Origin of the sequence: Streptomyces sp. NPDC007162, assembly GCF_040634175.1 — a bacterium.
Taxonomy (GTDB): domain Bacteria; phylum Actinomycetota; class Actinomycetes; order Streptomycetales; family Streptomycetaceae; genus Streptomyces.
The window spans coordinates 1-23,987 of sequence record NZ_JBEYFC010000031.1 but is presented as its reverse complement, the minus strand read 5'-3'; the positions used below and the strand labels follow the sequence as shown (position 1 = coordinate 23,987).

Here is a 23,987-nt window from a genome sequence, read left to right as displayed (position 1 = left end):
CAAACTATATTGCGCAACGTTTCTTTCCTGATTTAGGGTCGTGCGCATGGCAAGCGCGGAGAACCGCCGGATCACCGATGTGGGCACGCTGAAGGCCTTCGCCCATCCGCTGCGCGCGGACCTCTACCGGCTGCTGTACCTGGAACGGGCCGCCACGGCTTCGCAGCTCGCCGAGCGCGTGGACGAGGCCGTGTCCCTCGTCAGCTACCACCTGCGCAAGCTGGCCGAGCACGGCCTGATCGAGGAGGCGGAGCGGCAGTCCGAGGACGGGCGGGAGCGCTGGTGGCAGCCCGCCTCGGACGGTGTGACCATCCGGGACGCCGACTTCCGTGACGATCCCCAGAAGGCCGCGGCCCACCTCGCGGCCACCCGGCTCTTCCACGACCAGCGCGCCGACCGCTACCGCCGCTACCTGGACGAACGCCCCACCTGGACTCCCGAGTGGAACACCGCGGCCATCGACAGTGAGTACTTGCTGAGGCTGACTCCAGAGGAACTCGCCGCGATGAAGGGCGAGTTCGCAGCCCTGCTGGACAAGTACGCCGAGATGGGGCGCTCCGCCGCCGCGGACGGCGACACCGAGGACCGCGAGAACGTCGCGCTGTACACGTACGGCTTCCCGTTCCGTCTCTGAGAAGGGCCCGACCCGTGACCGCGACCGTCTTACCCACCGCACCCACGGCTCACCGCCCCGCCCACCGCGACCCCAACGTCCTGCGCTGGCTCGCGGCCTACGCCTCCTCCATGGTCGGCGACAGCGTCTACTACCTCGCGCTCTCCTGGGCCGCCGTACGGGCGGGCTCGCCTGCGCAGGCCGGGGCCGTGATGTCGGCCAGCGCGCTGCCCAGAGCCGTGCTGATGCTGTTCGGCGGGGTCGTCGCCGACCGGCTGGGGCCGCGCCGGGTCGTCATCGGCAGCGACGCGGTGCGCTGCGCCGCCGTGCTCGCCGTGGCGGCCCTGCTGTTCCTGACCAGCCCCGGCCTGTGGCCGCTGGCCCTGCTCGCCCTGGTCTTCGGCACCGTCGACGCCGTGTTCATGCCCGCCGTGGGCGCCCTCCCCGCCCGCGTGACGACCCACGACCAGCTCGCCCGCGTCCAGGGCATGCGCGGACTGGCCATCCGCCTCTCCTACGTCGTCGGCGCTCCCCTGGGCGGCCTCGGGGTCGCCGTCGGGGGCGCGGCGGGCGCGTTCGGCCTCGCCGGACTGCTCATCGCCGTCTCCGTGCCGCTGCTGATCTCCGTACGGGTACGCGACCTGCCCACCGAGGGCCGCGCCGCGGTCCCCACCCCCTGGCAGGACCTGCGTGCCGGTCTCACCCACGTTCGCCGCCACCGGGTCCTGGCGCCGCTGATGTGGGCCATCGCGCTCGGCGACCTCGGTTTCGTCGGCCCGCTCAACGTCGGGCTCACCCTGCTCGCCGACCGGCGCGGCTGGGGTGCCGCCGGACTGGGCTGGGTGCTCGCCGGGTTCGGCGTCGGCGCCGGGTGCGCCGCGCTGCTGCTGACCGTCCGGGGCCGGCTGCCGCGCGCCGGCCTGGTCACCGGGTGCACGGCCCTCGCCGGTGCGGTCGCAATCGGCGCCCTCGCCTTCGTACCGGGTCTGGTCGGCGCCGTGGGGGTGGCCCTGCTGGTCGGGCTGTTCGCCGGGCTCAGCGGGGCGCTGTGCCAGGCGCTGCTCCAGACCCACGCGGACCCCGCCTGCCTGGGACGCGTCACCGCCGTCTCCGGACTCGTCAGCCTGGGCCTCGCCCCGCTGACCATGCCCCTCTCGGCGGCCGCCGCCGACGCCTTCGGACTCGGCCCGGTGTACGTGGTGAGCGCCGCGGTCTGCGGGCTCGGCGGGGTGGTCGCCCTGGTCGCGCCGGGGCTGCGCCGGGCCGAGCTGCCCCGCTGAGGCCGCTCAGCCCTTCGGCTGGGCCAGCTGGACGAGGTTGCCGACCGTGTCGTCCAGGACGGCCGCGATCACCGGGCCCTGCTCCTGCGGCTCGTGCGTGAACCGGACGCCCAGGGCGCGCAGCCGGTCGTACTCGGCCCGGATGTCGTCCACCGAGAAGACGATGGCCGGGAGCCCCGCCTCGTACACGGCCTTGCGGTACGGCTCGGCGATGGGGCCGTCGCCGGGCTCCAGGAGCAGCTGGAGGTCCGGCTGGGCGCCCTCGGGCGCGCCGACCGTGACGAAGAGGGTGCCGCCACCGAGGTCGAGGTGGGTGCGGGTCTCGAAGCCGAGGATGCCCGTGTAGAAGGCGTGCGCTTTCGGCACGTCGTCCACGTACACGTTCGTCATCGCGACCTTGATCATCACGGTCTCCTCAGATGCCCAGCTGCCTGGACTCGGTCAGCCGGGCGATCGCGTTCTCGTCGCCGTCCACCTCGACCTTCGCCGCGCTCTGCCGGCCGAAGGCGAACATCAGCAGCTCGGAGGGCTCGCCGGTCACCGTCACCACGGGGGTGCCGCGGTGGGCGACGGCCGTCTGCCCGTCGGGACGGCGCAGCACCAGCCCGGTCGGCACCCCCCGGCCCAGCAGCCGGGCGGTGCGCTCCAGACGGGACCACAGGGCGTCCTGGAAGACGGGGTCCAGCTCGCGCTGCGACCAGTCCGGCTGGGCCCGGCGGACGTCCTCCGCGTGCACGTAGAACTCCACGGTGTTGGCCGCCTCGTCGACCTGTTTGAGCTGGAAGGGGGAGAAGCGCGGCGGGCCGGTACGGATCAGCTGGATCAGCTCCTCGTACGGCTTCGCGGCGAACTCGGCCGTCGTCTTCTCCAGACGCGGCGCCAGCGCCTTGATCATCGTGCCCCCGGCGGCGTCCGGCCGGCGCTCGCGGACCACCACGTGCGCGGCCAGATCACGGGTCAGCCAGCCCTCGCAGAGGGTCGGCGCCTCGGGACCGGCGGTCTCCAAGAGGTCGGCGAGCAGGAGCCGTTCACGCTTGGCGAAGGTCGACATGGGATCAGCCTACGACCACACTCACCGTCCGGACAGTGGACACGGTCCGTCACTGCCGGTGCCGCGCGGCACAATGGCAGGCATGACCAGTACGACCGGTACGACGGGCGCGTCCCCGTCCAGTGGCCTCGCCCCGGAGATCGCCGCCCGCCTCAAGCGCAGTGCCGACGGCCTGCTGCCCGCCATCGCCCAGCAGTACGACACCGGCGAGGTACTGATGCTCGGCTGGATGGACGACGAGGCGCTGCATCGGACCCTGACCACCGGACGCTGCACCTACTGGTCGCGCAGCCGCAGGGAGTACTGGGTCAAGGGCGACACCTCCGGCCACTTCCAGTGGGTGAAGTCGGTCGCCCTGGACTGCGACGCCGACACCGTGCTGGTCAGGGTCGACCAGGTGGGCGCCGCCTGCCACACCGGCGACCGGACCTGCTTCGACGCCGACGTGCTGCTCGTGGGCGGCGGTGACGGCGCCGATTCCGGCCCGGCCGCCTCGGATCAGTAAGGTCTGCCGCCATGGACCTCGAGACCTTCCGCAAGCTGGCGACCGACCGGCGTGTCATCCCGGTCACCCGCCAGCTCCTCGCCGACGGCGACACCCCGGTGGCGCTCTACCGCAAGCTCGCCGCCGAGCGCCCCGGCACCTTCCTGCTGGAGTCCGCCGAGAACGGCCGCACCGCCTTCCGCTGGTCCCGCTACTCCTTCGTGGGCGTCCGCTCCGCCGCCACCCTCACCGCCCGCGACGGCCAGGCCCACTGGCTCGGCACCCCGCCGGTCGGCGTCCCCGTCGACGGCGACCCGCTGGCCGCCCTGCGCGCCACCATCGAGGCCCTGCACACCCCGCACCCGGAGCACCTGCCCCCCTTCACCGGCGGCATGGTCGGCTACCTCGGCTACGACATCGTGCGCCGCCTGGAGAAGATCGGCCCGGGGGAGCGCGACGACCTGCGGCTGCCCGAGCTGACCATGCTCCTCACCAGCGACCTGGCCGTCATGGACCACTGGGAGGGCTCGGTCCTGCTGATCGCCAACGCGATCAACCACAACGACCTCGACACGGGCGTGGACGAGGCCTACGCCGACGCGATCGCCCGCCTCGACGCGATGGAGGCCGACCTCTCCCGCCCGGTCGCCCAGCCGCCCGCCGTCCTGCCGCCCTCCGAACTCCCCGAGTACACCGCCCTGTGGGGCGGGCCCGACTTCCAGGTGGCCGTCGAGGACATCAAGGAGCGCATCCGCGCGGGCGAGGCCTTCCAGGTCGTCCCCTCGCAGCGCTTCGAGACCCCGTGCACGGCGAGTGCGCTTGACGTCTACCGGGTGCTCCGGGCCACCAACCCGTCGCCGTACATGTACCTGTTCCGCTTCGAGGGGTTCGACGTCGTCGGCTCCTCCCCGGAGGCCCTGGTCAAGGTCGAGGCGGGGCAGGCCATGGTCCATCCCATCGCCGGCACCCGGCCACGCGGGGCCACCCCGCAGGAGGACCAGGCCCTCGCCGACGAGCTGATGGCGGACCCCAAGGAGCGCGCCGAGCACCTGATGCTCGTCGATCTCGGCCGCAACGACCTGGGGCGGGTCTGCGAACCGGGCTCCGTCGAGGTCGTCGACTTCATGTCCGTCGAGCGGTACTCGCACGTCATGCACATCGTCTCGACGGTCACCGGAAAGGTCGCCGAGGGCCGCACCGCGTTCGACGTCCTCACCGCCTGCTTCCCGGCCGGCACCCTCTCCGGCGCCCCGAAACCCCGGGCGATGCAGATCATCGACGAACTGGAACCGTCCAGGAGAGGGCTGTACGGCGGCTGCGTCGGCTACCTCGACTTCGCCGGTGACTCCGACACCGCGATCGCCATCCGCACCGCCCTGCTGCGGGACGGCACCGCGTACGTCCAGGCCGGCGCGGGCATCGTCGCCGACTCCGACCCGGTCGCCGAGGACCAGGAGTGCCGCAACAAGGCGGCGGCGGTCCTGCGCGCCGTACACACCGCCAACAGACTGGGCAAGTAGGCGCCCGGGCCCGGCAAGTGGGGCGCTTCTCACCCCACCCCGGGTGACCGTTCGCCCCGGGTTCAGGCGATAGTGGAGTACGTGACTGCTGTTCCTCACCCCCCATCCGAAACCGCCGCACCCGAGCGGTCCGGCCGCCGCAGCCTCGCGGCGGCGCTGCTGCTCGGTGCGCTCGGCGCGGCCGTGGCTCTGCTCTCCACCCGGCAGCGCTGGGCGGAGGGCACCGCGACGGTGGCCGGCGGCGACTTCCCGCTGACCGCCAAGGGCAGCGACGTCACGGGCGTCCCCGCGGCCCTCGCCATAGTGGGCCTCGCCGCGCTCGTCGCCGTCTTCGCCGTCCGCCGGGCCGGCCGCTTCATGGTCGCCGGACTGCTCGCGCTGTCCGGCGCCGGGATCACCGCCGCCGCCCTGCTGGGCGCCTCCGACGACTCCGCGCTCGACGACAAGGCCGCGCAGGCCAGCGGCGACACCTCCGCCACGGTCGCCGCCCTCAGCCACACCGGCTGGCCCTACGTCGCCGCGGTCGGCGGCGCGCTCATCCTGGTCGCCGGGCTGCTCGCGCTGCGCTACGGCCGCCTGTGGCCCGCGATGTCCGGGCGCTACGAGCGCGGCACCGGGGCGGAGCGGCCCCGCCGCGCACCGAAGCCGGTGGACCCGGACCGTCCCGAGGACATCTGGAAGGCGCTGGACCGCGGAGAGGACCCCACGGGGGCCTAGCGCGTCGGTGTGGCGAATCAGACGCCACCCCCGCTCATCGCACGGGTATTCGTACGGGACAATGGAGGACGAGCGTCCGTAAGGACACGTACGAGCTCGCACGGACGGCCCGTACGACACGCACCAGTCAAACGAGGAGCAAGTCATGGCGGGCAGCAGCCACGGTCACACCCCGGCCGCCTGGACCGGCGTCACCATCGCCTTCATCGGTTTCTGCGTAGCCGGTGCCTTCATGGTGATGGCGCAGCCGGTGGGCTTCTGGGCCGGAATGGTGATCGTGCTTCTCGGTGGCGTGGTCGGCATGATCATGCGCTCCATGGGCCTCGGCCAGCCGAAGGGTTCCGGAGCGCTCCAGCACACCGCCCCGGCCGTCACCCCCGAACCGGCCGCCGCGAAGAGCTGACCCGCACCTCTTCCCGAGAGGGGCGCTCCCGAGACATCGGGGGCGCCCCTCTCGCGCGTGCGGCGACCGTACGGGGCACAATGCGAGGCGTGAACGCCGACCGCCCCAGCACAGCCGCCCCGGTGCCGACCTCGCTGCGCGGACGGCTGGCCGTGCCCGCGGGGGTGCTGGCCGCGGTGGCCGGGGCCTTCGCCTATGTCGGCACCGTCGACCCCAACCAGCCCGGCCACTACCCGGTCTGCCCGCTCTACCGGCTCACCGGCCTGTACTGCCCCGGATGCGGCGGCCTGCGCAGCGCGCACGCGTTCGTCCACGGCGACTTCCTGGCCGCGCTCCAGGACAACGCGGCCGGGGTCGCCGCCTACCTGGCCTTCGCCGTGGTGTGGACCGTCTGGGTGGCGCGCGCGGTACGCGGCCGGCCCGCCCGGATCGAACTCCGGCCGGTGCAGATGTGGAGCCTCGGCGTGTTGGTGCTGGTCTTCACGGTTGTCCGGAACCTGCCGTTCGGTGGCTGGTTGCATCCTTGATCAACTAGTAAAGGTCCAGGTAGGGGCAGCGCCGTCGCACCGATGCGAGGCCTGTGCCGTCCTGCGGATACCATCGGACTGACCATGGGTTTTTTACCTGTGGGATTGACCGCCTTGAAGAACCGTCCGGAAGGGGGCCGCTCGCGTGAGTGTGCTCGACGAGATCATCGACGGAGTCCGTGCCGACCTCGCGGAGCGGCAGGCGCGCGTCAGCCTCGACGAGCTCAAGGAGCGCGCGGCGAAGGCGCCCGCCGCCAAGGACGGCGTGGCCGCGCTGCGCGGTGAGGGCGTCAAGGTCATCTGCGAGGTCAAGCGTTCCAGCCCGTCGAAGGGCGCGCTGGCCGCGATCGCCGACCCGGCCGGACTCGCCGCGGACTACGAGGCGGGCGGCGCGGCCGTCATCTCGGTCCTGACCGAGCAGCGCCGCTTCGGCGGCTCGCTGGCCGACCTGGAGGCGGTCCGGGCCCGGGTGGACATCCCGGTGCTGCGCAAGGACTTCATCGTCACGTCGTACCAGCTGTGGGAGGCCCGGGCGTACGGTGCCGATCTCGCGCTGCTGATCGTCGCCGCCCTCGAACAGTCGGCCCTCGAGTCGCTGATCGAGCGCGCCGAGTCCATCGGCCTCACCCCGCTCGTCGAGGTCCACGACGAGGACGAGGTCGAGCGTGCGGTGGACGCGGGTGCCAAGATCATCGGTGTCAACGCGCGCAACCTGAAGACCCTGGAGGTCGACCGCGCCACCTTCGAGCGCGTCGCCCCCGAGATCCCCGAGAACCTCGTCAAGGTCGCCGAGTCCGGCGTCCGGGGCCCGCACGACCTGATCGCGTACGCCAACGCCGGCGCCGACGCGGTCCTGGTCGGCGAGTCCCTGGTGACGGGCCGCGACCCCAAGTCGGCGGTGGCCGACCTGGTGGCGGCGGGTGAACATCCGGCGCTGCGGCACGGCCGCTCCTGATCACCCGCTAGGCTGAACGCGATGACTCTCACGGTGACGACGACAGTGGACCGGTACGCCCGCCTCGCGCGCGGCTGCCGGCCCCGTGGTTGCCGTGCGCCGGCCCGCCGAGTCCACGGCCGCCGCGTCCGCTACGTCATCGGCGACGAACCGGGCCAGGTGAACGGCCGTCGATGGCAGCGCGCCCCTCAGGGGCGCGGGGCCCTATCTGATCATGCGACTCCGTCGCGTGAGCGCGACCGGCCACACACGGCCTGAGGTCGTACGACGGACTCCGCCCCCACGGCGAACAGTGTCTTTTCACACGCACTCACCGTGAGGTTTCCGCATGCCCAGCGATTTCTTCTTCCCTGACCCCGAAGGCCAGGTACCTTCCCCGGAGGGCTACTTCGGCGCCTTCGGCGGCAAGTTCATCCCGGAGGCCCTCGTCGCCGCCGTGGACGAGGTCGCCGTCGAGTACGACAAGGCCAAGCACGACCCCGAGTTCGCCCGTGAGCTCGACGACCTCCTGGTCAACTACACCGGCCGCCCCAGCTCCCTCACCGAGGTCCCCCGCTTCGCGGAGCACGCCGGCGGCGCCCGGATCTTCCTCAAGCGCGAGGACCTCAACCACACCGGCTCCCACAAGATCAACAACGTGCTCGGCCAGGCCCTGCTGACCAAGCGCATGGGCAAGACCCGGGTGATCGCGGAGACCGGCGCCGGCCAGCACGGCGTCGCCACCGCCACCGCCTGCGCCCTGTTCGGCCTCGACTGCACCATCTACATGGGCGAGATCGACACCCGGCGCCAGGCCCTGAACGTGGCCCGGATGCGGATGCTCGGCGCCGAGGTCATCGCCGTGAAGTCCGGCAGCCGCACCCTCAAGGACGCCATCAACGAGGCGTTCCGCGACTGGGTGGCCAACGTCGACCGCACCCACTACCTCTTCGGCACGGTCGCGGGTCCCCACCCCTTCCCGGCCATGGTCCGCGACTTCCACCGGGTCATCGGCGTCGAGGCCCGCCGCCAGCTCCTGGAGCGCGCCGGCCGTCTCCCCGACGCCGCGATCGCCTGCGTCGGCGGCGGCTCCAACGCCATCGGCCTCTTCCACGCCTTCATCCCCGACGAGACCGTCCGCCTCATCGGCTGCGAGCCCGCGGGGCACGGCATCGAGACCGGCGAGCACGCGGCCACCCTCACCGCGGGCGAGCCCGGCATCCTGCACGGCTCCCGGTCCTACGTCCTCCAGGACGACGAGGGCCAGATCACCGAGCCGTACTCGATCTCGGCCGGTCTGGACTACCCCGGCATCGGCCCGGAGCACTCCTACCTCAAGGACTCCGGCCGCGGCGAGTACCGCGCGGTCACCGACGACGCGGCCATGCAGGCCCTGCGCCTGCTCTCCCGCACCGAGGGCATCATCCCGGCCATCGAGAGCGCCCACGCCCTCGCCGGCGCCCTGGAGGTCGGCAGGGAGCTCGGCAAGGACGGCCTGATCGTCGTCAACCTGTCCGGGCGCGGCGACAAGGACATGGACACCGCCGCGCGCTACTTCGGGCTGTACGACACCGACGCCGAGGTGGCCGCCGACGCCACCGCCACCGCCGAGATCGAGGGAGACGCCAAGTGAGCGGGAACATCCGGCTGCTGGACGAGACCCTCGCCACCGCCAAGGGTGAGGGCCGCGCCGCGCTCATCGCCTACCTCCCGGCCGGGTTCCCGACCGTGGACGGCGGCATCGACGCGATCAAGGCGGTCCTGGACGGCGGAGCCGACGTCGTCGAGGTCGGGCTGCCGCACAGCGATCCGGTCCTGGACGGCCCGGTCATCCAGACCGCCGACGACATCGCCCTGCGCGGCGGCGTCAGGATCGCGGACGTCATGCGCACGGTCAAGGAGGCCCACGAGGCCACCGGGAAGCCGATCCTCGTCATGACGTACTGGAACCCCATCGACCGCTACGGCGTCGAGCGGTTCACCGCCGAGCTGGCCGAGGCGGGCGGCGCGGGCTGCATCCTGCCTGACCTGCCGGTCCAGGAGTCGGCGCTGTGGCGGGAGCACGCCGAGAAGCACGGCCTCGCCACGGTCTTCGTGGTGGCGCCCAGCAGCAAGGACGAACGGCTCGCCACGATCACCGCGGCGGGCAGCGGCTTCGTCTACGCGGCGTCGCTGATGGGTGTCACCGGTACGCGTGAATCCGTCGGCGCCCAGGCCGAGGAGCTCGTGGAGCGCACCCGCGCCACCGGCACCGCACTGCCCGTCTGCGTCGGCCTCGGGGTGTCCGACGCGGTCCAGGCCGCCGAGGTCGCCCGCTTCGCCGACGGGGTGATCGTCGGCTCGGCCTTCGTGAAGCGGATGCTCGACGCGCCCGACGACGCGGCCGGCCTGACGGCCGTCCGGGAACTCGCCGGGCAACTGGCGAAGGGCGTGCGCGGACAGGCGTAGCGCGGTGGCCCGGTCGCCGATCGGGCTACGGGCATGACAGAACATTCGGTCACTCGAACGGGTGGACCTGGGACCGGGGAGGCGCGGTGCGCCTCCCCGGTTCGTTCTGGGGGTGTGAGCGAGAAGAATCGTGACGGAAAGCGGATGGCCCGCGAGCGGCTGGCGGTCGAGCGCGAGAAGCAGAAGGCCGCGGACAGGCGACGGCGCGCGCTGATCGTGGGCGCGAGCGTCGTCTGCGTCCTCGGCCTGGCCGCGGTGATCGGCGTCGTCGCCGCGAACGCGGGCAAGGACAAGAAGAGCGAGAGCTCCGGGCCGGTGGTGGCGCCGTCGGGCGCGCAGGGCAAGGACAGCCTCGCGATCCCGGTCGGCAAGGACGGCGCCAGGGCGACGCTCACCGTCTGGGAGGACTTCCGCTGCCCTGCCTGCCGGGCCTTCGAGACGGCGTACCGGCCCACGCTCCACGAGCTGGTCGACTCCGGCAAGCTCAGGGTCGAGTACCACCTGGCCACCCTGATCGACGGAAACCTCGGCGGCAGCGGCTCCCGGCAGGCGGCCAACGCGGCCGCCTGCGCCCAGGACGCCGGGAAGTTCCGCGACTTCCACGACGTGCTGTACGAGAACCAGCCCGAGGAGACCGACGACGCCTTCGCCGACAACGCCAAGCTGATCGGGCTGGCCGGCAAGGTCAAGGGCCTCGACACGCCGGCCTTCCGGAAGTGTGTCGAGGACGGCACGCACAACGCCTGGGTCGTGAAGTCGAACGAGGCCTTCCAGGCCGGCAGGTTCAGCGGCACGCCGACCGTCCTGCTCGACGGCAAGAACATCTACCAGGACCAGACGATGACCCCGGCCAAGCTGAAGCAGCTGGTCGAGGACGCGAACAAGGGGTAGCAGGGGTAAGCGATTCTCACGCCCCTGTTATGGAGCCGTAGCCGGGCTGGTTGCCGTCGCCCCGGTCCGGCACGGTAGCGTCGACCCTGCCATGGAAACCTTTGCCTACATTCCCAGCCCTTCGCGCGGAGTGATCCACCTCGGTCCCATCCCGCTGCGCGGCTACGCCTTCTGCATCATCATCGGTGTCTTCGTAGCCGTCTGGCTCGGAAACAAGCGCTGGATCGCCCGGGGCGGGCGGGCCGGCACCGTGGCCGACATCGCGGTCTGGGCCGTACCGTTCGGCCTGGTCGGCGGGCGCCTGTACCACGTGATCACGGACTACGAGCTGTACTTCAGCGCGGGCCGTGACTGGGTCGACGCGTTCAAGGTGTGGCAGGGCGGCCTCGGCATCTGGGGCGCGATCGCCCTCGGCGCGGTGGGCGCGTGGATCGGCTGCCGGCGCCGGGGCATCCCGCTCCCGGCCTACGCCGACGCCATCGCCCCGGGCATCGCCCTCGCCCAGGCCTGCGGCCGCTGGGGCAACTGGTTCAACCAGGAGCTGTACGGCCGCGAGACGCATCTGCCGTGGGCCCTGCACATCACCTCCTCCGAGGGGGGCCGGGTCCCAGGCTATTACCACCCGACGTTCCTCTACGAGTCGCTGTGGTGCATCGGCGTCGCCTTCCTCGTGATGTGGGCCGACCGCCGCTTCACGCTCGGACACGGCCGTGCCTTCGCCCTGTACGTCGCCGCGTACTGCGTGGGCCGCGGCTGGATCGAGTACATGCGCGTCGACGACGCCCACCACATCCTCGGTCTGCGGCTCAACGACTGGACCGCGATGATCGTGTTCCTGCTCGCGGTGCTGTACATGGTGCTCTCCGCGAAGAAGCGGCCGGGCCGAGAGGCGGTGGTGGAGCCGGGCGCCCCTGACGACGAGACCGACGGCGCGGCCGCGGCCGACGGTGCCGCCGAGGCCGGGGAGGCTCCCGGGGCGGCGGCTGCCGGGAGCGAGCCGGAAGCGCAGCCCGAGGCGGCGCCGGACGACCCGGCCGAGGACGAGTCCGGTGAGGTCAAGGACGGGGCCGGAGCGGCGCCGACCAAGAAGAGCTGACCTTCGGCCGAACGACGAAGAGGGCGCCCGACACCTGCTCGGGCGCCCTCTTCGCGTGTCACCTGTGGCTGGCCAGGGCCAGGGTTCTGCGGGCCGCTGCCACTACCGCCGCGTCGATGAAGCTGCCGTCGGGGAGGGCCTGGGCGCCCTGTTCCGTGGTGGCCGCCTTGATGATCGTTTCCGCCTGTTCCAGTTCCGCCTCCGTGGGGAGGTAGGCCCGTTCGATGATCGGGAGCTGGCGGGGGTGGATGGCGGCACGGCCCAGGAAGCCCAGGGCGCGGCCGTGAGCGCAGGAGGCGGCCAGGCCGCCCAGGTCGCGGGTGTCCGGGTGCACCGACTGGGGCGGCGGGACCAGGCCCGCGGCCCGTGCGGCGACCACGATCCGCGAACGGCACCAGTCCAGGCCGATGTCACCCCGTACGCCGAGGTCGGCCCGTAGGTCCGCCTCCCCCAGGGAGATGCCTCGCAGGGCGGGATGGGCGGCGGCGATGGCGTAGGCGTGTTCGATGCCGAGGGCCGATTCGAGGAGTGCGTAGAGGGGGAGAGTGGTGGTCCGGTCGGTGACATGGTGGATGTCGGCCGGGCCGGTGACCTTGGGCAGCCGCAGCCCGCCCAGGCCGGGGAGGCCGAGCAGGGCCGCCAGGTCGGCCTCGGCCCAGGGGGTGCCCAGGCTGTTGATCCGGACGTGCACCGGGACCGGCTGGCGGTGGGCGAGCAGGTCGGCGGTGGCGGCGCGGGCGTAGTCCTTGCGGTCGGGGGCGACCGCGTCCTCCAGGTCGATCACCACCACGTCGGTGCCCGACGCCAGCGCCTTGGTGACGACCCGCGGCCGGTCGCCCGGGACGTACAGCCAGGTCAGGGGGAACGCCGTGGCGGTCATACGGCGCCCTCCTCGCGCAGGGCCCGCAGCTGTGCCCCGGTCAGACCGAGCTCGGTGAGGACCGCGTCCGTGTCCGCGCCGTGCGGGCGGCCCGCCCAGCGGATCGCGCCGGGTGTCGAGGAGAGCCGGAAGAGGACGTTCTGCATGCGCAGCGGACCCAGTTCGGGGTCGGGCACGGTGGTGATCGTGTTCAGCGCCTGGTACTGGGGGTCCTCCAGGACGTCCCGGACGTCCTGGATCGGGGCCACCGCCGCCTCCGCCTTCTCGAACTCGGCCAGCACCTCGGCGCGGGAGCGGGTGGCGACCCAGTCGCCGACGGCCGCGTCCAGGACGTCGGCGTGCGCGGCCCGGTCTGCACCCGTCGCGAACCACGGTTCGTCGATCAGCTCCGGGCGCCCGACCAGCCGCAGCACGCGTTCCGCGACGGACTGGGCCGAGGTGGAGACGGCGACCCAGCTGCCGTCGGCCGTGCGGTAGGTGTTGCGCGGGGCGTTGTTGGCGGAGCGGTTGCCGGTGCGCTCCTGGACGTAGCCGAGCTGGTCGTACCAGGTGGGCTGGGCGCCGAGGACGGTCAGGATCGGCTCGATGATGGCCATGTCGACGACCTGGCCCTCGCCGGTGCGGTCCCGGCCGGCGAGCGCGGTCAGGACCGCGTACGCCGTCGCGAGCGCCGCGATGGAGTCGGCGAGACCGAACGGCGGCAGCGTGGGCGGGGCGTCCGGTTCGCCGGTGATCGCCGCGAACCCGCTCATCGCCTCGGCGAGGGTGCCGAAGCCGGGGCGGTGGGCGTAGGGGCCGAACTGGCCGAAGGCGGTGACCCGGGTCAGGATCAGGCGCGGGTTCACCGCGGACAGCTCCTCCCATCCCAGGTCCCACTTCTCCAGGGTGCCGGGGCGGAAGTTCTCGATGACCACGTCGGCGGTCGCGGCGAGCTTCAGCAGCGTCGCGCGGCCCCCGGGCCTGGACAGGTCGAGGGTGATGGCGCGCTTGTTGCGGCCGAGGACCTTCCACCACAGGCCGACGCCCTCCTTGGCCGGGCCGTGCCCCCGGGAGGGGTCCGGCTTGGCGGGGTGCTCGACCTTGACGACGTCGGCACCGAAGTCGCCGAGCAGGGTGGCGGCGAGCGGCCCGGCGAAGAGGGTGGCGAGGTCGATGACGCGCAGTCTGCCGAGGGGCTGGGGCGGTGTCGTCGTACTCATGCCGTGAACTGGGCGTCGATCTCCGGGCGGTACGGCATCGACGTCGACGCCCCCTCCCGCTGGACGGCGAGCGCGGCCGCGGCGGCGGCCCAGGACAGGGCCTCGCGGACCGGTTTCTCCTCGGCCAGGGCCACCGCGAGCGTTCCGACGAAGGTGTCGCCGGCCCCCGTCGAGTCGACGGCGGTCACCCTCGGCGCGGGGATCACCAGGGGCGCGGCGTCACGGGTGAGGTAGAGGCTGCCGGCCGCGCCGAGCGTGACGACGACCTGTGGCACCAGGTCGAGCAGGGCGGCGGCGGCATCACGCGGGTCGGTACGGTCGGTGAGGGCCGCCGCCTCCCGTTCGTTGGCCACCAACAGGTCCACGTTGTCGAGGAGTTCCGCGGGCAGGGGGCGGGCGGGGGACGGGGTCAGGATGGTCCGGACACCGTGCCTGCGGGCGGCCTGGGCACCGGCGACGACCGCGGGGAGCGGGATCTCCAGCTGGAGGAGCAGGGTGTCCGCGGAGGCGATGACGCCCTCGTCGCCCGGGGCGAGATGGTCGACGGTGCCGTTCGCGCCGGGGACCACGACGATCGCGTTGCCGCCCTCGTCGTCCACGACGATGTGCGCGGTACCGGAGGGGCACTCGATCGTGCGCAGCGAGTCGGTGTCCACACCGGAGTGTTCGAGGGTCTCGCGCAGCCGGGCGCCGTAGGAGTCGTGGCCGACCGCGCCGATCATCGAGACGGTGGCGCCGGCGCGGGCGGCGGCGATCGCCTGGTTGGCGCCCTTGCCGCCGGGGATCGTACGGAACTCCCGTCCCGGCACGGTCTCGCCGAGCCGGGGGGCCTTCTCGGCGTACGCGACGAGGTCCATGTTGGTGCTGCCGAGTACGGCGATATGGGTCATGGGCGGGTCGCCTCCAGGTGGGTGAGGTGGGCGAGGGCGTCGAAGCCGGTGCCGTCGAAGCCGGCGACGGAGGTGGCGAGTCGGTTCTTGAGCGGGGTGGTCCAGCGGTCCGGGAGGGCGTCGGGGTCGCCCGCGAGCAGTCCGGCGACGGAGCCGGCGGTCGCGCCGTTCGAGTCGGTGTCCCAGCCGCCGCTCACCGCACGGGTGACGGAGCCGCTGAAGTCGCCGTCCGCGTGGGTGAGCGCGGCGGCGAGCAGCGCGGTGTTGGGGATGGCGTGCACCCAGTGGTGGGTGGGGGAGTGGACGGCGTGCAGTTCGTCGACGACGGTGTCGAAGTCGGCGTGGTGTTCCGCGAGCCGGATCGCGTGGTCGACCGCCTTGGCCAGCCGGGAGTGGGGCGGGACCACCGTGCGGCCGGAGCGCAGACAGGCGTGGATGTCATGGCTGCCGGTGGCGGCGGTCGCGATGACGGCCGCCGTGAACATCGCCGCGTAGACGCCGTTGGCCGTGTGGGTGAGGGTGGCGTCGCGGTGGGCCTGTTCGGCGGCGGCGGCCGGGTCGCCGGGGTTGGTCCAGCCGTGCGCGTCGGCCCGGATCAGGGCGCCGATCCACTCCCGGAAGGGGTTGCGGTGGCGGGCGGTGTGCGGGGGTTCGACGCCGGTGAGCAGGTTGCGGTAGGCGACGCGCTCGGCGGTGAAGGTGCGGCCGGCGGGGAGTTCGTCGAGCCAGAGGGCGGCCACGTCGGCGGTGGTGAAGTCCCTGGTGTGGCGCTGGAGCAGGAGGAGGTTGAGGAGAGGGTAGTTCAGGTCGTCGTCCTCGGGCATGCCGTCGATGTTCTCGGCGAGGGAGGTGGGTGCCGAGCGGCGGTTCCAGGGGTGCGCGGAGAGGAGTTCGGCGGGGACGCCCTGGGCGGTGAAGTAGCGGTTCAGGGGCCAGTTGCCGGTGGCGCGGGCGAGGTCGCGGATGGCGTGCAGGGGCAGCTTCTCGACGGGTTTGCCGAGCAGGCAGCCGACGGCTCGGCCGAGCCAGGCGGCGTGGTAGGCGCGAGTGGACTGGGGCCGGGGGGCGGGAACGGCAAGGGGAAGGACACGGCTGGACAGCGCCCCGTCAGGGGCGCGGGGCCGGGACAGGTGCGGCTCCGCCGCGTGGGCGCGATCGGCCCCCGCGCACCCGCAGCCGCACGACGGCCCGCACCGCCCTCCCCGTAGCGCGTCCGGCCACTCAGGACACAGCGCCTTGATGTCGGCCAGATCCGTCGGCTCGTTCAACCTGCTCGGCAGGTCCGCGAGTTCGTCGAGGAGGTCCTCCGCCAGTTGCCGGAGATAGCGCGACGCCCGGTCCGGCGAGGCCCCGGCCCGGCTCGGCGCGTCCGCGCCGCCCGCCGCCCGCCACCTCGCCTCGACGGCCGACGGCTCCCGCCCGTCCTGCCGGGCCTGGCGCAGCTCGTGACCCAGCAGATCCTCCGGCTGGACCCAGGTCAGTCGGAGCAACTCGGGCCTCCGAGGCGGGCGAAGGACTCCTCGTGGGCACGGCGGCGTCCGACGTCACGGGCGAAGACCTCCCGGGCCACCCCTGCCAGGACGCGCGGCGGCTCCCAGAGGTCGAGGCGGCTCGCCTCCGCCACCCGCTTCGACCACTCCTGCGGCACCGGCGAGCCCAGCGCCCCGGCGACCGCGCCCGCCATCGTCGCGATGGAGTCGCAGTCCCGGCCGTAGTTGACGGCACCGAGCACGGCCCGCCGGTAGTCGCCGTCCGCCACCAGCAACATGCCCAGCGCGACGGGAAGTTCCTCGATCGCGTGCAGACGGGAGGGGCGGCGGGCGCCGAGCGAAGGGGACCGGTAGTCGGGGCCCACCGTGTCGTACGGGGCGACCGCCTCCCGCAGGGGGGTCAGCGCCGACTCGAAGTCGGAGTGCCGCGCGGCCACTTCACAGACCCGTTCGACGGCCTCGCGCGTGCCGTCCTTCGCCAGCGACAGGCACGTGCCGACGACGGAGTCCGGGGTCGCCCCCGGCGAGGCCGCCGCCGCCACCGCCGCCGCGAAGACGCCCGCCGCCTCCCTGCCGTACGACGACTGGTGGGCGCCCGCGACGTCCAGCGCCTCGGTGTACGCGGCCCGCGGGTCGGCCGCGTTGACCAGGCCGACCGGGGCCATGTACATCGCCGCACCGCAGTTGACGATGTTGCCGACGCCGGCCTCCCGCGGGTCGACGTGGCCGTAGTGGAGGCGCGCCGCCAGCCATTTCTCGGCGAGGAAGACACGGTGGAGGGGGAGGGTCTCCGTCTCCAGCTCGGGGATCCAGCGCGGGTTGGTCATCAGGTCCGGGACCAGGTGCTCGGCGACCGCGTACGCGTCGAGGTGGTCGCGGACGCGGTCGTACACCCGTACCAGCGCATGGGTCATCAAGGTGTCGTCGGTGACGTGCCCGTCGCCCTTGTGGTACGGCGCGACGGGGCGGGCGGTTCGCCAGTCCTCGCCGTGCCAGGGGCCGACGATGCCGTGCACGCGGCCGCCGTGGCGTTCGAGGATCTGGTCGGGGGAGTAGCCCTCGACCGGGCCGCCGAGGGCGTCACCGACGGCGGCTCCGACGAGGGCCCCGGTGATCCGTTCGTCGAGCGAAGCGCCGGTGCTTTCTTCTCCTATGGGCGTCATGCACCGAATCATCCACCTGGACGGGCCGGTTGTGTGGCTTCCAGGAGTTCGGCGAGTTCCACGAGGTCGGTGCCGGTGAGGCGGGGGAGGGCGCAGCCGGAGAGGGTGCGGCAGGCGTCCCGCCAGGACGGCGGGATCGCCTCCGCGCCGCCGAGGGCGCCGGTGAGCGCGCCGGCCAGCGCGGGGGCCGAGTCGGCGACCCTGGACAGGCAGGCGGCGGCGGGTACGGCCTCGGCGATCCGGCCGCGCGCGGCGGTGGCGAGGGCGAGGGCGACGGGGACGGTCTCGGCGGCGGCGATGCCGTAGCTGTAGACGTGGTCGACGATTTCGTGTTCGAGGAGGGGGATCAGGGCGAACGCGGTGTCGGTGGTGCCCGCGAGGGTGAGGGCGTGGCGGGCGTTGCGGCCGATCTCGGTGGGCTCGGGGAGTTCGGCGAGGGCGGCGGCCACGCAGGTCTCCACCTCGGCGCCGGTGAGGGCCAGGGCGAGGGCGGCGGCCATGGCACGGGCGCCGTGCACTCCGTCGCCGTCCTGCGTGTAGCGGGCGTCGAACTCGGCGAGGTCGGCGGCGCGTCGGGGGTCGCCGGGGTGGGCGACGGCGAGCGCGCAGGCGCGGACGCAGGCGGCGTCGTCGAAGTAGTGCGGGTTGTCGTGGCCGGTGGCGGGCGGGCGCAGGCCGGTGGCGAGGTTGCCGAGGCCGGCGCGCACGGAGATGCGGGCGCGCAGGGGGAGCACGGCGGACTCGATCTCGGGGGCGCGTTGCGCCGCGGCGGCGACCTCCGAGGCCACGGCGGTCCAGGTGAGGTCGATGGCGGCGCGGGTACGGAGCTCACGGCTGAGGTCGGCCAGGGCGGTGTCGTCGCCGGCGCGCAGCACGGCTTCCGCGGCGAAGGCCGCCCATTCGGCGTCGTCGGAGGGGCCGAGGCGCAGCGGCTCCGGAGGCTGGTTCAGGGCGATGGGGACGGGGAGGGTGGTGGTCGCGTTCTGCTCGGCGAAGGTGTCCAGTTCGCGGGTGAGGCGACGGGTCCACTCCGGCATGCGGGCGGCGCGGTGCCGGGCGGCGGGCCAGCCGGCGGCGTCGCCCGCCGCGAGGCCGAGGAAGAGGCCCTCGATACGACGCCGGCTCACTGCTGGACCTCACTCAGGACCACCTCGGTGAACAGGACGGCCGGGTCGTGGAGCGGTTCCGTCCGTCGAGCCGCTGACGTCGTCAGCAGTTCCGCCACCTCCAGTACGTGCTGTCCCGCCATCGACGGCAGGCAGCTCCCGCGGGCCGGACCGATCGCCGCCGCCCACTCCGTGGGGATCGCCCCCTCGCCCCGCGTCGCTCCGGCCAGCGCGCCGGCCACGGCCGCCGTCGTGTCCGCGTCCCGGCCCATGTTGACGGCCGTCAGCACGGCCTCCCGGAAGTCGCCGTCCGCCGACGCGTACGCGCCGAAGGCCAGGGCCACCGCCTCGGGGGCCAGGTCGGTCCACGGGTAGCCGCCGATCACCACCGCCGAGCGGACCGCTCGCTCCCCGCGGTGGGCCACCGACACGGCCCGCCGCAGTGACCGCGCCGTCCAGGAGTCGTCCGGGACCACCGCGAGCGCGGCCGCGATCACCGCCGTGGGAGGAGCCCCCGCCATCGCCGCCGCCACGCCCGCCGCCACCGCCTGGCCGCCGTAGATGCCCTCGCCCTCATGGCTCACCGAGCCGTCGATGGCGACGAGACGGGCCGCTTCCGCGGGCCGGCCGGCCGCGAAGACCCCGAAGGGCGCCGCCCGCATGGCCAGGCCGTCGCTCCAGGCGTGCCGGTGCTGGGCGGAGATCGGCGCGGCGAGACCGCGGCGGAGGTTCTCCAGCGTGCCGCGTTCGCTGAAGCCCGCGCCTTTGAAGGGGCCCTCGGCGCGGCTGGCGATCCACTCGTGCCAGGCCGCCTCGACATGGGCGGGGGTGAGCGCCGAACCGTGGCGGGCGAGGAGCAGACCGGAGAAGATCGCGTACTCCGTGTCGTCCGTGCCCGCTGGGTTGTCGGTGACGTAGCCCGTGACGCGGCCCCAGCGGGCCCGGATCTCGGAGGGCTTCATGTTCTCCGCCGGTGCCCCGAGCGCGTCCCCCACGGCCAGGCCCAGCAGCGCGCCCCGTGCCCGGTCGTGCGGTGTGGGGAGGGGCCCGTCGGGAGTGCGGACCGGCGTGGCGCAGGCGATCGATGACATGGGCGGGCCTCTCCGGGAGGGGCTTCGCGCGCGGGCGCGGAACCGTTTGCGGATGTGTCCCACCAACGGCGGTTGACCGCAGCCTCGCAGGCGTTCACATCACCCGGTCGACATCTGCGCGGCCTATCGCACGGCTGAGCGCCCAAGGGTAAAGCCGCAGGTTAGCCGAGCCTTTCCTTGCTGGCGGCAGGGAATGCGGCGACGTAGTGTTGCCGTTGTCAAAAGATAGAACATGTCCAAAGTTAGCTTTGCCTCAGCTTATTAGAGGCCTCCGTACACGACTCCGTACACGACTCCGTACACGACTCCTGGGGGACCCCGCATGGCCATCATCGAAACCGAAGCGACGCTCCACGAAGCCCACCGCGACAACCACACCCACCGGGACGTCAACGGGGGCTGGCTGCGGCCCGCCGTCTTCGGGGCCATGGACGGGCTGGTCTCCAATCTCGCGCTGATGACCGGCGTGGCCGGCGGCGCCGTCGGCCACCAGACCATCGTCATCACCGGTCTCGCGGGCCTCGCCGCCGGCGCCTTCTCCATGGCGGCGGGCGAGTACACCTCCGTCGCCTCGCAGCGCGAGCTCGTCGAGGCGGAGCTGGACGTCGAGCGCCGGGAGCTGCGCCGGCATCCGCAGGACGAGGAGGCCGAGCTGGCCGCGCTGTACGAGGCGAGAGGCGTCGAGCCCGCGCTCGCGCGGGAGGTCGCCCGGCAGCTGTCCGCCGACCCCGAGCAGGCGCTGGAGATACACGCCCGCGAGGAACTGGGCATCGACCCCGGTGACCTGCCCTCGCCGATGGTCGCCGCGGTGTCGTCCTTCGGGTCGTTCGCACTCGGCGCCCTCCTTCCGGTCCTGCCGTTCCTGCTCGGCGCCACCGCGCTCTGGCCCGCCCTGCTGCTGGCGCTCGCCGGGCTGTTCGGCTGCGGTGCCGTGGTCGCCAGGGTGACCGCGCGGAGCTGGTGGTTCAGCGGACTTCGGCAGCTCGCGCTGGGCGGTGCCGCGGCCGGTGTGACGTACGCCCTGGGCATGCTGTTCGGAACGGCCGTAGGATAGGTGAGTTGCTACTTATGCGTTGGGCCGCATAAGTAGCCGTTACTCGCTGGTTTCGAACGCTTAACCACTGGGCATGAGCCGTAAGCGCCGCAGGCAATGACGCCTGTCGTGCACCCCTGGGGTGACACGACGCTCATCCCCACCCCTCGGACCGATGGACACGGATCTGTCCCGATCGGTCCCCCTCGCCTTCACCGTCCAGCGCGGTACCCCGCCGTGAACCCCTGCGGCGTCCGCATGTTGGAACGGAGTATCCGGTTCCCGAGAACCGCTCCATCATGTAACCTGCGTGAAATTTCGCAACAAAAACGCAGAGGGCCAGCGTCGTCCCTCGGCACCTGCTATATGCCACTGACGACGACGGGAGAGCCGATGCGTACGCCGCGCCAGCCGTCCCAGCACTCCGCGAACGGCCAGAACTGGTCCTTCATGGATGCTCGCCCTGCTGCGCAGGGTATGTACGACCCCCGCAACGAGCGCGACGCCTGTGGCGTCGGCTTCGTGGCCACCCTCACCGGCGAGGCGAGCCATGCGCTGGTCGAGCAGGCGCTCACGGTGCTGCGCAACCTGGAGCACCGCGGCGCCACCGGCTCCGAGCCGGACTCCGGCGACGGCGCGGGCCTGCTCTCCCAGGTGCCCGACACCTTCTTCCGCGAGGTGGCCGGATTCGAGCTGCCGAAGGCCGGTTCGTACGCCGTCGGTATCGCCTTCCTCCCCGAGGACGGCACCCAGGACGCCGTCTCGCGGATCGAGACGATCGCGGGCGAGGAGGGCCTCACCGTCCTCGGCTGGCGCGAGGTTCCGGTCGCCCCGGAGCTGCTCGGTGCCACCGCCCGCTCCACCATGCCGGTCTTCCGGCAGGTCTTCGTCACCGACCACGCCAGCGAGGGCATCGCGCTGGACCGCAAGGCGTTCGTGCTGCGCAAGCGCGCCGAGCGCGAGGTGGGCGTCTACTTCCCGTCGCTGTCCGCGCGGACCATCGTCTACAAGGGCATGCTGACCACCGGCCAGCTGGAGCCCTTCTTCCCGGACCTGTCCGACCGCCGCTTCGCGTCCGCGATCGCGCTCGTGCACTCCCGGTTCTCCACCAACACCTTCCCGTCGTGGCCGCTCGCCCACCCGTACCGGTTCGTCGCCCACAACGGTGAGATCAACACCGTCAAGGGCAACCGCAACTGGATGGTCGCCCGCGAGTCCCAGCTGGTCTCCGACCTGTTCGGCCCGCAGGAGAAGCTCGACCGCGTCTTCCCGATCTGTACACCCGACGCCTCCGACTCCGCTTCCTTCGACGAGGTGCTCGAACTCCTGCACCTGGGCGGGCGCTCGCTGCCGCACTCCGTGCTGATGATGATCCCGGAGGCGTGGGAGAACCACGACTCCATGGACGCGGCCCGGCGCGCCTTCTACGGCTTCCACGCCACGATGATGGAGCCCTGGGACGGCCCCGCCTGCGTCACCTTCACCGACGGCTCCCAGGTCGGCGCCGTTCTCGACCGCAACGGCCTGCGTCCCGGCCGCTACTGGGTCACCGACGAGGGCCTGGTCGTGCTCGGCTCCGAGGTCGGCGTCCTCGACATCGACCCCGCCAAGGTCGTCCGCAAGGGCCGGCTGCAGCCCGGCAAGATGTTCCTCGTCGACACCGTCGAGCACCGCATCATCGAGGACGACGAGGTCAAGGCGACCCTCGTCGCCGAGCAGCCGTACGAGGAGTGGCTGGAGGCCGGCGAGATCGAGCTCGGCGACCTGCCCGAGCGCGAGCACATCGTGCACACCCACGCATCGGTCACCCGCCGCCAGCAGACCTTCGGCTACACCGAGGAGGAGCTGCGCGTCATCCTGGCGCCGATGGCCAAGGCCGGCGCCGAGCCGATCGGCTCCATGGGCACCGACTCGCCGATCGCCGCGCTGTCCGCCCGCCCGCGGCTGCTGTTCGACTACTTCACCCAGCTGTTCGCGCAGGTCACCAACCCGCCGCTGGACGCGATCCGCGAGGAGCTGGTCACCTCCCTGCGCTCGTCGCTGGGCCCCGCGGGCAACCTGCTCGAGCCGACTGCCGCGTCCTGCCGCAGTGTCGTGCTGCCGTTCCCGGTGATCGACAACGACGAGCTGGCCAAGCTCATCCACATCAACGCCGACGGCGACATGCCCGGCTTCAAGGCCGCGACCCTCTCCGGTCTGTACCGGGTCTCCGGCGGCGGCGACGCGCTCGCCGCGCGCATCGAGGAGATCTGCGCCGAGGCCGACGCCGCCATCGACAACGGCGCCCGGCTCATCGTCCTGTCGGACCGGCACTCGGACGCCGAGCACGCGCCGATCCCCTCGTTGCTGCTCACCGCGGCCGTCCACCACCACCTCATCCGCACCAAGCAGCGCACCCAGGTGGGCCTGCTCGTCGAGGCCGGTGACGTCCGCGAGGTCCACCACGTCGCCCTGCTGATCGGCTTCGGCGCCGCGGCCGTCAACCCGTACCTGGCCATGGAGTCCGTCGAGGACCTGGTCCGCGCGGGCACCTTCCTGCCGGGCATGGAGGCCGAGACGGCCATCCGCAACCTGATCTACGCCCTCGGCAAGGGTGTCCTGAAGGTCATGTCCAAGATGGGCATCTCCACGGTCGCCTCCTACCGCGGCGCCCAGGTCTTCGAGGCCGTCGGTCTCGAAGCGGGCTTCGTCGACAAGTACTTCAACGGCACCGCCTCCAAGATCGGCGGCGTCGGCATCGACGTCATCGCCAAGGAGGTCGCCGCCCGCCACGCCAAGGCCTACCCGGCCTCCGGCATCGCGCCGGCCCACCGCGCCCTGGACATAGGGGGCGAGTACCAGTGGCGCCGCGAGGGCGAGCCGCACCTGTTCGACCCGGAGACGGTCTTCCGCCTCCAGCACTCCACGCGCGCGAACCGCTACGACATCTTCAAGAAGTACACGGACCGCGTGAACGAGCAGTCCGAGCGCCTCATGACGCTCCGCGGCCTGTTCGGCTTCAAGTCCGACCGTCCGTCGATCTCCATCGACGAGGTCGAGCCGGTCTCCGAGATCGTCAAGCGCTTCTCCACCGGCGCCATGTCGTACGGCTCCATCTCGCGCGAGGCCCACGAGACCCTCGCCATCGCCATGAACCAGCTGGGCGGCAAGTCCAACAGGAGGACTGGGTGC

Annotated in this window: 23 protein-coding genes; 14 read left to right on the top strand and 9 right to left on the bottom strand. The window is 72.6% G+C overall.

The genetic code is table 11. The annotated features are described in order from the left end of the window. Positions 1 to 46: 46 nt before the first annotated feature. Complete coding sequence (locus ABZ646_RS06185; protein ID WP_360513457.1) at positions 47 to 634, top strand: helix-turn-helix domain-containing protein; 588 nt, start codon at positions 47 to 49, stop codon at positions 632 to 634. Between the two features lie 14 nt (positions 635 to 648). After that, positions 649 to 1,893: an MFS transporter gene (locus ABZ646_RS06180; protein ID WP_360513455.1), complete on the top strand. Its 1,245-nt coding sequence runs from the start codon at positions 649 to 651 to the stop codon at positions 1,891 to 1,893. A gap of 6 nt (positions 1,894 to 1,899) precedes the next feature. Here ABZ646_RS06180 and ABZ646_RS06175 read toward each other — a convergent pair whose 3' ends face one another. After that, complete coding sequence (locus tag ABZ646_RS06175; protein WP_360513453.1) at positions 1,900 to 2,298, bottom strand: VOC family protein; 399 nt, start codon at positions 2,296 to 2,298, stop codon at positions 1,900 to 1,902. A gap of 10 nt (positions 2,299 to 2,308) precedes the next feature. Then, entirely contained in the window at positions 2,309 to 2,944 is a 636-nt protein-coding gene (locus ABZ646_RS06170) for a TIGR03085 family metal-binding protein (RefSeq protein WP_360513451.1), read from the bottom strand. Positions 2,945 to 3,026: 82 nt separating this feature from the next. On the opposite strand from ABZ646_RS06170, the gene hisI reads away from it, so the two are divergent. The 10 genes from hisI (at position 3,027) to lgt (ending at position 11,964) form a co-directional block, all read left to right on the top strand. After that, the gene (gene hisI / locus ABZ646_RS06165) at positions 3,027 to 3,449 is read left to right on the top strand and encodes a phosphoribosyl-AMP cyclohydrolase (RefSeq protein WP_360513449.1); all 423 of its coding nucleotides are present in this window, start codon (positions 3,027 to 3,029) and stop codon (positions 3,447 to 3,449) included. Positions 3,450 to 3,460: 11 nt separating this feature from the next. Beyond that, complete coding sequence (locus tag ABZ646_RS06160) at positions 3,461 to 4,948, top strand: anthranilate synthase component I (protein WP_360513447.1); 1,488 nt, start codon at positions 3,461 to 3,463, stop codon at positions 4,946 to 4,948. 72 nt (positions 4,949 to 5,020) lie between these two features. Continuing rightward, positions 5,021 to 5,665, top strand: coding sequence for a TIGR02234 family membrane protein (locus ABZ646_RS06155; RefSeq protein WP_360513445.1), 645 nt, complete (start codon positions 5,021 to 5,023; stop codon positions 5,663 to 5,665). 145 nt (positions 5,666 to 5,810) lie between these two features. Further along, a complete protein-coding gene (locus ABZ646_RS06150) occupies positions 5,811 to 6,068 on the top strand; it encodes an HGxxPAAW family protein (RefSeq protein WP_360513443.1) in 258 nt (85 codons plus the stop codon). Between the two features lie 80 nt (positions 6,069 to 6,148). Next, the gene (locus ABZ646_RS06145) at positions 6,149 to 6,595 is read left to right on the top strand and encodes a DUF2752 domain-containing protein (RefSeq protein WP_360513441.1); all 447 of its coding nucleotides are present in this window, start codon (positions 6,149 to 6,151) and stop codon (positions 6,593 to 6,595) included. A 145-nt stretch (positions 6,596 to 6,740) separates the two neighbouring features. Next, a complete protein-coding gene (trpC, locus tag ABZ646_RS06140; RefSeq protein ID WP_360513439.1) occupies positions 6,741 to 7,550 on the top strand; it encodes an indole-3-glycerol phosphate synthase TrpC in 810 nt (269 codons plus the stop codon). Between the two features lie 328 nt (positions 7,551 to 7,878). Further along, the gene (gene trpB / locus ABZ646_RS06135) at positions 7,879 to 9,162 is read left to right on the top strand and encodes a tryptophan synthase subunit beta (RefSeq protein ID WP_360513438.1); all 1,284 of its coding nucleotides are present in this window, start codon (positions 7,879 to 7,881) and stop codon (positions 9,160 to 9,162) included. Continuing rightward, positions 9,159 to 9,977 carry a tryptophan synthase subunit alpha gene (trpA, locus tag ABZ646_RS06130; protein WP_360513436.1) on the top strand — a complete coding sequence of 273 codons (819 nt, stop codon included), beginning with the start codon at positions 9,159 to 9,161 and terminating at the stop codon, positions 9,975 to 9,977. The genes trpB and trpA overlap by 4 nt, the downstream gene beginning before the upstream one ends. A 114-nt stretch (positions 9,978 to 10,091) precedes the next feature. Continuing rightward, positions 10,092 to 10,868, top strand: coding sequence for a thioredoxin domain-containing protein (locus ABZ646_RS06125; protein ID WP_360513434.1), 777 nt, complete (start codon positions 10,092 to 10,094; stop codon positions 10,866 to 10,868). Positions 10,869 to 10,959: 91 nt separating this feature from the next. Further along, positions 10,960 to 11,964 carry a prolipoprotein diacylglyceryl transferase gene (gene lgt / locus ABZ646_RS06120; RefSeq protein WP_360513432.1) on the top strand — a complete coding sequence of 335 codons (1,005 nt, stop codon included), beginning with the start codon at positions 10,960 to 10,962 and terminating at the stop codon, positions 11,962 to 11,964. A 58-nt stretch (positions 11,965 to 12,022) separates the two neighbouring features. On the opposite strand, the gene ABZ646_RS06115 is transcribed toward lgt, so the two are convergent. The 7 genes from ABZ646_RS06115 to ABZ646_RS06085 are packed head-to-tail and all read right to left on the bottom strand — an operon-like array spanning position 12,023 to position 19,783. Beyond that, entirely contained in the window at positions 12,023 to 12,844 is an 822-nt protein-coding gene (locus ABZ646_RS06115) for a CoA ester lyase (RefSeq protein ID WP_360513430.1), read from the bottom strand. Then, a complete protein-coding gene (locus ABZ646_RS06110; protein ID WP_360513428.1) occupies positions 12,841 to 14,043 on the bottom strand; it encodes a CoA transferase in 1,203 nt (400 codons plus the stop codon). The genes ABZ646_RS06115 and ABZ646_RS06110 overlap by 4 nt, the downstream gene beginning before the upstream one ends. Further along, on the bottom strand, positions 14,040 to 14,933 hold the full coding sequence (rbsK, locus tag ABZ646_RS06105; protein WP_360513426.1) for a ribokinase: 894 nt from the start codon (positions 14,931 to 14,933) through the stop codon (positions 14,040 to 14,042). Before rbsK ends, ABZ646_RS06110 begins: the two co-directional genes overlap by 4 nt. Further along, positions 14,930 to 16,423: an ADP-ribosylglycohydrolase family protein gene (locus ABZ646_RS06100; protein ID WP_360513424.1), complete on the bottom strand. Its 1,494-nt coding sequence runs from the start codon at positions 16,421 to 16,423 to the stop codon at positions 14,930 to 14,932. The genes rbsK and ABZ646_RS06100 overlap by 4 nt, the downstream gene beginning before the upstream one ends. Next, on the bottom strand, positions 16,411 to 17,586 hold the full coding sequence (locus ABZ646_RS06095; protein ID WP_360513422.1) for an ADP-ribosylglycohydrolase family protein: 1,176 nt from the start codon (positions 17,584 to 17,586) through the stop codon (positions 16,411 to 16,413). The genes ABZ646_RS06100 and ABZ646_RS06095 overlap by 13 nt, the downstream gene beginning before the upstream one ends. A gap of 8 nt (positions 17,587 to 17,594) precedes the next feature. After that, the gene (locus tag ABZ646_RS06090) at positions 17,595 to 18,713 is read right to left on the bottom strand and encodes an ADP-ribosylglycohydrolase family protein (protein ID WP_360513420.1); all 1,119 of its coding nucleotides are present in this window, start codon (positions 18,711 to 18,713) and stop codon (positions 17,595 to 17,597) included. After that, positions 18,710 to 19,783: an ADP-ribosylglycohydrolase family protein gene (locus ABZ646_RS06085; RefSeq protein WP_360513418.1), complete on the bottom strand. Its 1,074-nt coding sequence runs from the start codon at positions 19,781 to 19,783 to the stop codon at positions 18,710 to 18,712. The genes ABZ646_RS06090 and ABZ646_RS06085 overlap by 4 nt, the downstream gene beginning before the upstream one ends. A 322-nt stretch (positions 19,784 to 20,105) precedes the next feature. Here ABZ646_RS06085 and ABZ646_RS06080 point away from each other — a divergent pair, with 322 nt between their 5' ends. Further along, positions 20,106 to 20,837 (top strand): VIT1/CCC1 transporter family protein, encoded by a 732-nt coding sequence (locus ABZ646_RS06080; protein WP_360513416.1) that lies wholly within the window; start codon positions 20,106 to 20,108, stop codon positions 20,835 to 20,837. Between the two features lie 372 nt (positions 20,838 to 21,209). Further along, the coding region (locus tag ABZ646_RS06075; protein ID WP_360513414.1) for a glutamate synthase central domain-containing protein at positions 21,210 to 23,987 on the top strand (2,778 nt) is incomplete at its 3' end.